Here is an 11,273-nt window from a genome sequence, read left to right as displayed (position 1 = left end):
GAATCCAGTCTGCTGGCCGGCTCTCCATGAGGGCGTGTCGCACCCATTGACAGACGAAAATGACAGACGGCACTCTGTACTCCGTCATACAAACTTCATCGGCGGGAAACAGAGGTGCGAAGTGACCGGGGCTGGACTCGACCTACGGGTCAAGCAGGACAAGCTCGTGCGGGACAAGGTGGTGGACGCGCTGCGTCAGGCCATCCTGGACGGCGCGCTGAAGCCCGGTCGGCGGCTCACCGAGCGCGAACTGACGGAGCTGACCGGCGTCAGTCGGACATCCGTGCGAGAGGCGCTGCGTCATCTCCAGTCGGAGCGGCTGGTCGAAGCGTCGCCCAGCCGAGGGCTGCGTGTGGCGATTCCGACCGTGGACGAGGTCGGGCACATCTACGAGCTGCGCGCCGAGCTCGAACCTCTCGCCGCGAAGTTGTTCGTCGAGCGGGCGACGCAGGGCGAAGTCGACACGCTCATCGAGATCGCCGGGCAGCTGGATCCGGCGGAGAGCAACAACAAGGACGTGCTGGACCGGTTCGACCAGGTGCTCCTGGCCGGCTGCCGGAATCCCATCCTGGAGCAGGTGCTGGGCGGTCTGTACACCCGCATTCACGCTCTGCGGCGGATCTCGGCCGCCACTCCCGGGCGTATCGCGGTGACGAAGGAGGAGTACGACGATTTCGCGGCCGCGGTCCTGCGTCGTTCCCCCGAGGACGCCGCCGAGGCAGCGCGCAGGCACGTCAAGGCCGCCCGGGCATCAGCGCTGATCGCGGTGAATCTGCTGGAACAGGGATCGGACTGATTACGGGCGGATCCGCCCGGGTTGGGTCATTCACGAATGAAGAAGTCATCAGGACGACGGGAAGTGCAGTGATGAGTACGAACACGATCAACACGGCGATACCAGATCTGTCGGACCCGGCGACCTTCGTGCCGGGGGTACCGCACGAGGCTCTCGACGCGATCAGGGAGATGCCGGGACTGTATTGGCAGCCCGCCGCGATGGGGACGCTGAACGGCGGATTCTGGTGCGTCACCCGGCACGAGGAGATCATCGAGATCGAGAAGGACCCGGCGACCTTCAGTGTCCAGTGGGGACCCTTCTACCCCGCGCTCGATGAGCCGTCGCCCTTCTTCGAGGGCCACATCATGTACTCGGACCCGCCGCTGCACAGCCGTCTGCGCCGGGCCGCCGCCCGCTCGTTCGGGCCGCGTGTCGTCGCGAACTTCGACCACTGGGTCCGGGAGATCGTGGTGGAGGTGCTGGACGACATCGTGGCCCGGGGCGAGGTGGACTGGGTGGCCGACGTGGCGGCCCTCGTCCCGTCCCGTGTTGTGGCCCGAGTGATGGGCGTGCCGCGCGAGGACCGTCAGCAGATCGTGGACATGGCGAACGATGTGTTCAGCGCTGTGGTGAAGCCGGACAGCGGCGCGGCCCTGATGGAGGTTGTCCCCAACATCTACGCCTTCATGGAGAAGCTGCGGCTGGCCAAGCTCCGGGACCCCCAGGACGACATGGCGACCGTACTCGCCCAGTGTGTCGAGCGGGGCGAGCTCTCACAGCCGGAGTGCCTGCACTTCATGGAGATCCTGCTCGTCGCGGGGTTCGAGACGACGCACACGCTGATCGGTCAGTCCATGCGCCTGGTGCTGGAGAACCCGGAGATCGCGGCGACAGTCGACAAGTCCCTGGACACCGTCGGTTCAAAGGCGGTCGTGGAGGAGTTCCTGCGGTACGTCACCCCGGCCATGAACATGGCCCGCACGGTGACGCGGGACGTGGAGTTCCGCGGAGTGCAGATGCGCAAGGGCGACCTGGTGCAGCTCTTCTTCACCGCCGCGAACCGGGATCCCGCGGTGTTCACGGAACCGCACCGGTTCGACCCGGCGCGGCCATCGAACGACCACATGGCCTTCGGTAACGGCGCTCATCACTGCATCGGCAACGCCCTGGCGCGGCTCGAAGTGCGCATCCTCTTCGAGGAGATCCACAAGCGCGGAATCACCCTGCGCCTGAACGGCGAGCCCAAGCGCGGTTGGAGCACCTTCATCAACCAGCTCTTCGAACTTCCCGTGACCGTTGCCCAAGGCCCGATCAGCGGTCCGGACAACACATGAGCTCGGGGCACATGAACACCTGGCACATGAACAGTGAGGAGCGGTCATGACCACATTGACCGACGCGGTGGTTGTTGTGACCGGCGGAGCCACCGGAGTGGGACTGGCCCTGGCCCGCGAGGCCGCGGCACGTGGCGCACGGCTGATGATCGCCGATGTGAACGACGCGAGCGAGGCCGTCGAGAGCCTCCGGACCGACGGTGCGACGGCCGAGTGGCTACGAACCGACATGTCGGAGTACGCCGAGGTCAAACGCCTGGCGGACGCCACCGTCGAGCGGTACGGCACGGTGAATGTCCTGTGCAACAACGCTGGTACCGGCGTGATGGGGCCGATCCAGGACGTGGATCCGGCGGAGGTGAAGAAGACCCTCGATATCAACATTCTGGGCATGTTCAACGCGGTGCACGCCTTCACCCCGCTGTTGAAGGAAGCCGCCGCCCAGGGCAGGCCGGCGTACATCATGAACACCGGGTCGGAGCACTCCCTCGGAGTGCCGCCGCACGTGGCGCCCATGAGCGTGTACACCATGAGCAAGTTCGCCGCCCTCGGTCTGACCGAGGCGAGCCGTCGGGACCTGCACGGTTTCGGAATAGGGGTCTCGCTCTTCGCCCCGGGCTGGGTTCTCACCGAGCGTGTCAGCAGCATGATCGCCGCCGATCCCGCGTGGGCTGCCGCGATCGCACCGTATGCCCAGGAGTCGGCCGAAGTGGCCCGCGCGGCGTTCGACGGCCTCCTCAAGGGGACGCTGGTCATCGCCACCAATCCGCACAGCCGTGCGTTCGCGATGGAGCACGCACGCGACATCATGGCGGACGTCCAGGCGCTCCCCCTCATTGATGAGCCCGACGCGCACGCACACGACGGCACCGGCGACCAGTCGAAGTGCCCGTTCCCGCACAGCAGCCTCTAGCTTCTTCCCTTCCGCCGCGCGAGAGAGGCCGGGCAATCCGCCCCGTGAGCCCATCGCGTCAGCTCGTCATTCCCTGAATGGCCGTGACCTAGGACTGAACCATGCCTGAACGAAGGCAAGTAGCGGTTGTCGGAGTCGGACAGACGGACTTCGGCGCCCTCTACGCGAACAAGGACGCGCAGCGCGACGCGTACGCGCTCGGCGCCGAGGCTCTCAAGCTCGCGCTGGACGACGCGGGACTGCGCAAGGACGAGGTCGACGGCCTCCTGACCGCGCGCATCGGCTACGAGCACGGCGCCGATGTGCTGGGCATACCGAACCCCCGTGTGATCAACGGCCTTGAGGGCTCCGGCCGGATGAGCGGCGTGGCCTTCCAGCACGCCGTCTCCCTGATCGAGACCGGACAGGCGGACACCATCGCCCTTGTCTACGGCAACAACGGCCGGTCCGTGAAGATGACCTACGGCGGTGCCTACACCGACAGCCCGACCACCCGCTACGACGCGATGTACGGGATGACATCGCCGGGAGCCTACGTCGGCCTGATGTACCGCCGGTACCAGTACGAATACGGGGTGCCGGACGGTGCGCTCGCGCCGATCGCCATCAACAACCGCCGCAACGCCGCGCTGAACCCGGTCGCCGTAATGCGCGAGGAGATCACCGAGGAGCAGTACCTCAGCGCTCGCTACATCGCCGATCCGCTGCGTCTTTACGACTACTGCATCATCAACGACGGCGGAGTCGCGCTGATCCTCACGACCCTGGACCGGGCCAGGGACCTGCCCAAGCGCCCGGTGCGGGTGGCGGCCACCGCCGCCATGGGCAGCGTGAACAATTACTACACCAGCACCGACTTCTTCTACTCCGCGTCCCAGGACGTGGCCCGGCGCCTGTACGAGGCGTCGGGTTACGGCCCACAAGACATGGACTGCGTGCAGATCTACGACAACTTCACCCCGACCGTGCTGTTCAGCCTCGAAGGGTTCGACTACGCGCCGCGTGGCGAGGCCTGGAAGTGGGCGACGGCGGACCGCATCGCCCGCACCGGCGACACCCCCCTCAACACGGCGGGCGGGCACACCGGCGAGAGCTACATGCAGGGCTGGGGCCATCACGTCGAGGCCGTGCGACAGATCCGGGGTGAGGCGGGCGAACGCCAGGTGGCCGACTGCGATGTCGCGCACTACATCTGTGCATCGCCCATCGTGACCTCGCACGTACTGGTAGGGGAGTGAACGCGACCATGGACACCGAGAAGCTGCTCGAGATGCTCCCGCCGATCACGGACACGAACCGTGGCTTCTGGGAGGGCACCCTCGCCGGCGAACTCCGCCTCCAGTACGGCGACTCCGGGACACCACGCTTTCCCGAGTCCCCGGTCGACCCGGAGACGCTGAGCCCGGACTTCGAATGGCGCAGGGCCAGTGGCCGGGCGACCCTCTGGTCCTGGGTCGTCATGCACCAGCGGTACTTCCCGGCCTTCGCCGACGAGGTCCCCTACCTGGTGGCCTTCATCCAGCTCGAAGAGGGACCGTTCCTGATGTCGACCATCGTGGACCCGCCGGAGCGGCTGGAGTGCGGGATGCCCCTGGAGGTCGTGTTCGAGGAGATCGCCGACGGCCGCGTCATCCCGAAGTTCAAGGTGGCCAACCCATGAGCGCCGAGCCGCAGGACGCGGGATCCGTCGTCCTCGTGCACCACGGTGACAACGGCGTCTCCCGCATCACCTTCAACCGTCCCCGGCAGCGCAATGCCATGAACCGGGCGGCACGGGTCGGCATCGTTCGGGCGCTCGACGAATGCCGGGGCAGGTCCAAGGTCGTCATCCTGACCGGTAACGGTCCCGCCTTCTGCGCCGGCGTTGACCTCAAGGAGGGCGAGGTCAGCACCGGTGACGCGGAGCTGGACCGGCGCACCGAGTGGGCAGCCGTGCAGGAGGAGATCCGCAGCCACCCGGCCATCGTCATCGCGGCGGTGAACGGCTTCGCGCTCGGCGGCGGATCGACCCTGATCAATGTCGCCGACCTGGCGGTTGCGGCCAACGAGGCCGCCATCGGCATGCCGGAGATTGGGTTCGGCCTGTACCCGACGCTGGCGGGCCCCGCCGCCCAGCTGCGGATCGGCCCCAAGCGCGCGGCATGGATGGTGCTGACCGCGGAGCGCATCGACGGGGCCACCGCGGCGGAGTGGGGACTCGTCAACCTCGCCGTCCCCCTGGACAAGCTCCACGACGAGGTGACCGCACTCGCCGAGCGCGTCGCCTCCTTCGACGCCACCGGTCTGGAATGGTCCAAGAGGGGTTTGTGGAAGATTCCGGGCGAGATCTCCGAATGGACGTCGGCCATCGCCTACGGCCACGAGGTCGCCGACGAGATCCGCGCCCGAAGCACCGTCCTGGCCGAGGGCCTGGGCAGGTTCGCGGCGGGCGAGCGCAACCCGGGGCAGGGCTGATGTCCGGGCAGCAGAAACTCCAGGTCGTTGAGTTCACGGACTCGGTCGCGGGTGCGGCATGCGGACGTCTGTTCGCGGCCCTCGGTCACGATGTGATCCTTTGTGAACCGCCGACCGGTAACCCGCTACGTGCCCGTGAGCACACCTTCGTCGCCCTGAACGCGGGGAAGCACAGCGCGGTGGTGCGGCCTTCCGAGGGCCGCGATTCCTGGGAGGCGCTGCTCTCGACGGCCGATGTGCTGGTCGTGGACCTGACACCCGCGGCGGCTGCTTCGGCCGGCCTGACGCCGGATCGGCTCAGGTATCGTTTTCCGCACCTCGTCACGGTGTCACTCACCGCTTTCGGCCTCTCCGGCGAATACAGCGAGACCGTCGGGGACAGCCTCCTGGCGGAGTCGTACGGCGGCCTGGCCACCATGGTCGGGGAACCGGACCAGCGCCCCCTCGGCCTGGGCGGGGAGCAGAGTGCCCACTCCGCGGCCTTCCTGGGCTTCTACGGTGCGATGCTCGCCCTGCGGGGCCGCGATCGCGCAGGGCATGGAGAGTTCGTCGAGGTCGCTCTGAGTGATGTCGCCGCGTACATGGACTGGAAGAGCGACGTCACCTTCGACCTCGGCGGAGCGCTCCCCATCCGCGGCGGTTCCTCACGTGGCGGCTGGCGTGTGGTCCAGGCAAAGGACGGCTGGGTCGGGGTCATCTTCCTCGCCCATCAGTGGCCCGCGCTGGTGGAACTCATCGGTGACCCACGTCTGGCCGCCCCCGGTCTCGATGATGCCGCAGAGCGTGCGGAACGGATGGAGGAGTGGTGGCCACTCGTCGCCGAGGCGGTGGCGGTCCGAGAGGCCGGGGAGGTCTACACCTCGGCCCAACGCCTCGGCTTGCCGTTCGGCTACGCCGCCGACGCCGCGGATCTGCTGACGTGCGAGCAGTTGCTCACCCGCGGGTTCGTACTGCCGCCCGACCGGCGGCGCCGGGACGTCCCGGTGGTGGGTCTGCCGGTCACCGTGCCCGGCATGCGTAGTGCCGACGCCCCGGCCCCGGCGCTGGGCGAGGACGGCGGCGCGCTCGCGGCGCGGCTTCGCACAGCGTCTCGCGGCGAACCCACCTCGTCCGGAACCGAGCAGGAGGCAGGGCACGGTTCGCTGGGCCCCCTGGACGGACTGGTCGTTCTGGACTTCGGCACCATCACCGCCGGCGCGGCCACAAGTCGACTTCTCGCGGACTACGGTGCGACCGTTGTCAAGATCGAGTCGCAGGGCCGGCCGGATCCGTTCCGGGCCTGGGTGATGCCAGGCGGGGGCAGCGCGGCCAGTGGCGGGTCCGGCTCGTCGACCTCACCGATGTTCGCCTCCAACAACGCGGGCAAGCACGGCCTGTGCCTGGACCTGAAGACCGAGCGGGGCCGGGAGATCGCGCATCGGCTCATCCGCCGGGCGGATGTCCTGGTGGAGAACTTCCGGGTGGGAGTGACCACCCGGATGGGAATCGACTACGCGACTGCCCACCGGCTGAACCCGGACCTGGTCTATCTGTCGCTGTCGAGCCAGGGTGCCACCGGCCCCGAGTCCTCCTACAGTTCGTACGGTTCCACTCTCGACCTGCTGTCCGGTCTGGCAGCCGTCACCGGGTATCCGGGCCAGCGGCCCATGTGGTCGGGCGGTGACGTCAACTACCCGGATCAAGTTGTGTCCCTGGTGGGGGCCGCCCTTGTCGCGCACTCCGTGGTCACCGGGCAGCGCGGGGTCCACCTGGATGTCTCGCAGCGGGAGGTGGTGGCGTGGACCCTTGCCGACCAACTGGCCGAGCATGCCTGGACCGGGCGCGTCGCCGGACCGGACGGGAACCGTCGTCCCGGTAGTACCCCACATGACACCTATCCCACAGCCGAGCCCGATGGCTGGCTGGCGATCTCCTGCACCACCGACGCGCACCGGCGGGCGCTGGCCGGTCTGATCGCCGGACTGCGCGTGGACGAGCGGGAGCGATGGTGGTGGGACAACCAGGACCCGGTCGACATGTTCATTGCCGACTGGACCGCGGCGCGTCCCCGCGACGAGGCCGTGGCGGAACTCCGGAGCGCGGGCGTCCCCGCCGTACCGGTGTCCACCGCGGTGGACCGTGCTCGCGAGCAGCGGTACCAGGAGCGGCGCACCGCACTGCGTGACCCGGAGTGGCTGAAGGGATTTCCCATGATCCTGCACGGCTTCACTCCGCCGGTGCCGACGCCGGCGCCGCTTCTCGGCGAGAACGCTCAGAACCGGGAAGACGGCGAGATCGAAGAATTCCTCGAAGGTATTCTCTCGCAACGCTTCACGCGATGATGCGTGACCCAAGAAAATATGCAATCGAGACCTGGACATCTTGTCGACAGGGCCAGCGAAAATAAGAATGACCAGACGGCGCGTTCGCCGTTTCCGTAATTGATCAGGAGTTCATCATGAGTCGCGTCGTCTTCGTTCAGCCAGATGGCACCAAGCAGGAAGTCGAAGCAACCGAGGGAAACTCGGTTATGCAGGCGGCCACGGCCAATCTGGTGCCGGGCATCATCGGCGAATGCGGCGGTGAGCTGACGTGCGCCACCTGCCACGTCTTCGTGGACGAAGCGTGGACAGGGGCGCTCCCCGCCAGAGTGGAGCTGGAGGAGGACATGCTGGAGGTGACGTCGGAGGAGCCCACCGACGCCAGTCGGCTGTGCTGCCAGATCCAGCTCGATTCCTCGTTGGACGGCATCGTCGTGCATGTCCCGAAGACCCAGCAGTAGACCGGCGAACGCCCCGTGCGACGTAAGGGAGCAGGTGAGTGAGAATGGTCCAACTGGGTACACGCGGAGTCGTCTACCGAGGTGGCACGAGCAGGGCCTTGCTGGTGAGGGCCGAAGACCTGCCCACCCGGAACAAGGGCGAACTGGAGCAGTGGCTGCTCGCGGTCTACGGCAGCCCGGATGCGCGCCAGATCGACGGCGTCGGTGGCGCTGACGTCCTGACCAGCAAGTTCGGCTATGTCGGCGCATCCTCCCGGCCGGACGCCGATGTCGACTACACCTTCGCGCAGATCGGCATCGACGAGCCGATGGTCGACTGGTCCATCATGTGCGGCAACGTCCTGTCCTCGATCGCGCCCTACGCGATCGACGAGGGCCTGGTGCCGGCTGTCGAGCCGGTCACGGTCGTACGCGTCCACAACACCAACACGGGCAAGGTCATCGTGGCCCGCGTCGAGGTGTCGGGCGGGAGGCCGAAGACTGCGGGAACCACCCACATCGACGGGGTTCCCGGAACCGGTTCGCCCATCCTCCTCGACTTCAAGGACGCGGCGGGTGCCAAGACGGGGAAGCTTCTTCCGACGGGAAACCGCCGGGATCAGGCTCATGTCCCGGGCGTCGGTCTCGTCGAGTATTCGGTCGTGGACATCGCAGGAATGCAGGTATTCGTCTCGGCGAAGGACTTCGGTCTCACCGGATCGGAGGATCCGGCGGAGATCGAGAAGATACCCGAGGTGGGGCGGAAGCTGGAATTCCTGCGCGGCAAGGTGGCCGTGGATCTGGGATTTGCCACGTCGATCGAGACGGCGTGGGATGAAAGCCCCATGACGCCGTTCAGTATCGTCGTTGGCGCGCCCATGGACTGGCGGCTCTACGGCAGTAACGAACCGCGACCGGCGGACAGTTGCGACCTGGCGGCCCGCTGTGTCTTCAACGGGCAGGTCCACAAGGCGTTTCCCGGCACCGGGGCTGTCCCGGTCGCCGTCGCGGCAGCCCTGGAAGGGACCGTGGTGCACGACATCGTTCGTCCCGAGGCCGGTGACTCCGGCATTTACAGGGTCGGCCATCCAGGCGGAACCCTTTCCGTCGAAGTGGAACTGAGCGAGTCCGGGTCACGCGTCGACGTGGTGCGGGCATCGTTGATCAGGACCGCCCGGCGGATCTTCGAAGGCACGGTGTTCGCCGAGCCATCCAGGTTGCCCTGGGCCGGGGAACAGAGCCACGTCGTGAACGAAAGCGGACACCATGCACAGTGAGACCAATCGGGTCGTGGTTGTCGGCGCGGGCCAGTCCGGCGCGGAATGCGTGGCCGCTCTGCGGATGTCCGGCCACCAGGGGCCCATCACCCTCATCGGCGAAGAGCCCTCCTACCCGTACGCCCGCCCGCCGTTGTCCAAGGCCTACCTCTCTGGCAAGGCCGGCGTCGAGGACCTCCACATCCGGCCGCCCGCCACGTACGAGCAGCAGGGCATCGACGTTCGCGTCGGTACCCGCGTGGTCGCCATCGACCGGGCCGGCCGCAGCGTCGCCTTCGATGACGGTACGAGCCTGTCGTACGAGCGGCTGGTGCTCGCCACCGGCGGCAGGGCGCGCAGGCTGCCGGTCCCCGGACTGGACACCGCGCCGAACGTCCACTACCTTCGCACGCTCGCCGATGTCGCGGCCATGCGGCACCGCTTCGTGCCGGGTGCCCGACTGGTCGTCGTCGGCGGCGGTTACGTCGGCCTGGAAGTCGCCGCCGTCGCACGCGGGCTCGGTCTGGCCGTCACGGTGCTGGAGGCGCTGCCCCGCGTCCTGGCCCGGGTGACGGCGCCGCAGGTGTCCGCGTTCTACCAGCGCATCCATGCCGAGGAGGGGGTGGAGGTGCGGGTCGACACCGCCGTGACCGGTTTCGCCTTCGCGCCGGACGGCTCGGTGACGAGTGTGGAGCTGAAGAGCGGCGAGACCATCGACACCGACGTCGTACTCGTCGGTATCGGTCTCGTGCCCAATGTCGAACTCGCCGAGGAGTCCGGCCTGCTGGTCGACAACGGCATCGTCGTGGACGAGTACTGCCGTACCGCAGATCCCGCCATCCTCTCCGTCGGAGACTGCACCAACCACCCGTGCGGAGAGAACGGCGGACGCCGTCGCCTGGAATCTGTGCCCAACGCCTCCGAGCAGGCACGCGTGGCGGCGGCCACCATCACCGGAAACCCCCGGCCGTACACCGCTGTTCCGTGGTTCTGGTCCGACCAGTACGACGTCAAGCTCCAGACGGTCGGTCTGTCCACCGGGTACGACGACGTCGTGATCAGGGGAACGGCCGACACCGGACGGTCCTTCGCGGCCTTCTACCTGAAGGACGGCGCCGTCCGGGCGGCCGACGTGATCTCCAGCCCCCGTGACTTCACGGCCGCGAAAAAGCTGGTCGCTCAGCGAGCCGAGATTTCCCCGGCGTCGCTCCAGGACCTGTCGGTCCCGCTCAAGCAGATGCTCTGAACGAGAAACAAGAACGGATTCCGAGATGAAGGACGAAGCCGCAGGCAACGACGCCGTATCGGCACGCTTCCCGGCCGACACGGACCGCGACTACCTGATGCTGATCGACGGGGAGTGGGTGGCGTCCGGCAGTGGTGAGACGTTCCCCTGCCATGACCCGTACGAGAACCGGCCGTGGGGTCGCGTACCCGCCGCCACACCGCAGGACGTCGACCGTGCCGTACGGGCTGCCCGGCGGGCGTTCGACGAGGACGGCTGGCCGCAGACCGCCCCGGCAGTGCGCGCCGGCCTGCTGCGCGGGCTCGCCGACCTCATCGAGGAGCACGCCGAGGAACTGGCGTTCATCCAGATCCACGAGAACGGCAAGCTGATCAGCGAGATGGGACCCGGGGCCAAGGCCATGGCGTCCTATGCCCGGTACGTGGCGGGACTGGCGGAGAACGTCCATGGCTCCACCATGCAGACCATCCCCGGCTACACCACCTACACCGTACGTGAGCCGGACGGCGTCGTCGCGGGCGAACGCCGTGGACTTGCTGACGACCAGTCCGT

At 67.6% G+C, this 11,273-nt stretch carries 11 protein-coding genes; all 11 read left to right on the top strand.

The features are described 5' to 3' along the window. Nucleotides 1–121 precede the first annotated feature (121 nt). Nucleotides 122–796, top strand: coding sequence for a GntR family transcriptional regulator (locus KVT44_RS46830; RefSeq protein ID WP_217574368.1), 675 nt, complete (start codon nt 122–124; stop codon nt 794–796). Between the two features lie 71 nt (nt 797–867). After that, nucleotides 868–2,112 (top strand): cytochrome P450, encoded by a 1,245-nt coding sequence (locus tag KVT44_RS46825; protein ID WP_217574367.1) that lies wholly within the window; start codon nt 868–870, stop codon nt 2,110–2,112. A gap of 46 nt (nt 2,113–2,158) precedes the next feature. After that, nucleotides 2,159–3,025: an SDR family oxidoreductase gene (locus KVT44_RS46820; RefSeq protein ID WP_217574365.1), complete on the top strand. Its 867-nt coding sequence runs from the start codon at nt 2,159–2,161 to the stop codon at nt 3,023–3,025. A gap of 101 nt (nt 3,026–3,126) precedes the next feature. Beyond that, a complete protein-coding gene (locus KVT44_RS46815; protein ID WP_217574363.1) occupies nt 3,127–4,263 on the top strand; it encodes a thiolase family protein in 1,137 nt (378 codons plus the stop codon). Nucleotides 4,264–4,271: 8 nt separating this feature from the next. Next, on the top strand, nt 4,272–4,685 hold the full coding sequence (locus tag KVT44_RS46810; protein WP_217574362.1) for a Zn-ribbon domain-containing OB-fold protein: 414 nt from the start codon (nt 4,272–4,274) through the stop codon (nt 4,683–4,685). Beyond that, complete coding sequence (locus KVT44_RS46805; RefSeq protein WP_217574361.1) at nt 4,682–5,479, top strand: enoyl-CoA hydratase/isomerase family protein; 798 nt, start codon at nt 4,682–4,684, stop codon at nt 5,477–5,479. Before KVT44_RS46810 ends, KVT44_RS46805 begins: the two co-directional genes overlap by 4 nt. Next, nucleotides 5,479–7,800: a CoA transferase gene (locus tag KVT44_RS46800; RefSeq protein ID WP_217574360.1), complete on the top strand. Its 2,322-nt coding sequence runs from the start codon at nt 5,479–5,481 to the stop codon at nt 7,798–7,800. Before KVT44_RS46805 ends, KVT44_RS46800 begins: the two co-directional genes overlap by 1 nt. A gap of 116 nt (nt 7,801–7,916) precedes the next feature. Next, complete coding sequence (locus tag KVT44_RS46795; RefSeq protein WP_217574359.1) at nt 7,917–8,240, top strand: 2Fe-2S iron-sulfur cluster-binding protein; 324 nt, start codon at nt 7,917–7,919, stop codon at nt 8,238–8,240. 44 nt (nt 8,241–8,284) lie between these two features. Further along, nucleotides 8,285–9,496, top strand: a complete 1,212-nt coding sequence (locus KVT44_RS46790) for a PrpF domain-containing protein (RefSeq protein ID WP_254650846.1) — start codon at nt 8,285–8,287, stop codon at nt 9,494–9,496. Then, a complete protein-coding gene (locus KVT44_RS46785) occupies nt 9,486–10,721 on the top strand; it encodes an NAD(P)/FAD-dependent oxidoreductase (RefSeq protein WP_217574357.1) in 1,236 nt (411 codons plus the stop codon). Before KVT44_RS46790 ends, KVT44_RS46785 begins: the two co-directional genes overlap by 11 nt. Nucleotides 10,722–10,746: 25 nt before the next feature. Beyond that, the coding region (locus tag KVT44_RS46780; protein ID WP_217574356.1) for an aldehyde dehydrogenase family protein at nt 10,747–11,273 on the top strand (527 nt) is incomplete at its 3' end.

It is taken from the genome of Streptomyces sp. GbtcB7 (genome assembly GCF_019091445.1).
Classification (GTDB): domain Bacteria; phylum Actinomycetota; class Actinomycetes; order Streptomycetales; family Streptomycetaceae; genus Streptomyces; species Streptomyces mirabilis.
Note: the sequence above shows the minus strand (reverse complement) of the source record. Positions and strands in the feature narration are given on the sequence as shown.

Bases quoted from the DNA above. Each gene is read 5' to 3' on its own strand.
- KVT44_RS46825 (WP_217574367.1), top strand. From the start codon at position 868: ATGAGTACGAACACGATCAACACGGCGATACCAGATCTGTCGGACCCG.
- KVT44_RS46820 (WP_217574365.1), top strand. From the start codon at position 2,159: ATGACCACATTGACCGACGCGGTGGTTGTTGTGACCGGCGGAGCCACC.
- KVT44_RS46815 (WP_217574363.1), top strand. From the start codon at position 3,127: ATGCCTGAACGAAGGCAAGTAGCGGTTGTCGGAGTCGGACAGACGGAC.
- KVT44_RS46810 (WP_217574362.1), top strand. From the start codon at position 4,272: ATGGACACCGAGAAGCTGCTCGAGATGCTCCCGCCGATCACGGACACG.
- KVT44_RS46805 (WP_217574361.1), top strand. From the start codon at position 4,682: ATGAGCGCCGAGCCGCAGGACGCGGGATCCGTCGTCCTCGTGCACCAC.
- KVT44_RS46800 (WP_217574360.1), top strand. From the start codon at position 5,479: ATGTCCGGGCAGCAGAAACTCCAGGTCGTTGAGTTCACGGACTCGGTC.
- KVT44_RS46795 (WP_217574359.1), top strand. From the start codon at position 7,917: ATGAGTCGCGTCGTCTTCGTTCAGCCAGATGGCACCAAGCAGGAAGTC.
- KVT44_RS46790 (WP_254650846.1), top strand. From the start codon at position 8,285: ATGGTCCAACTGGGTACACGCGGAGTCGTCTACCGAGGTGGCACGAGC.
- KVT44_RS46785 (WP_217574357.1), top strand. From the start codon at position 9,486: ATGCACAGTGAGACCAATCGGGTCGTGGTTGTCGGCGCGGGCCAGTCC.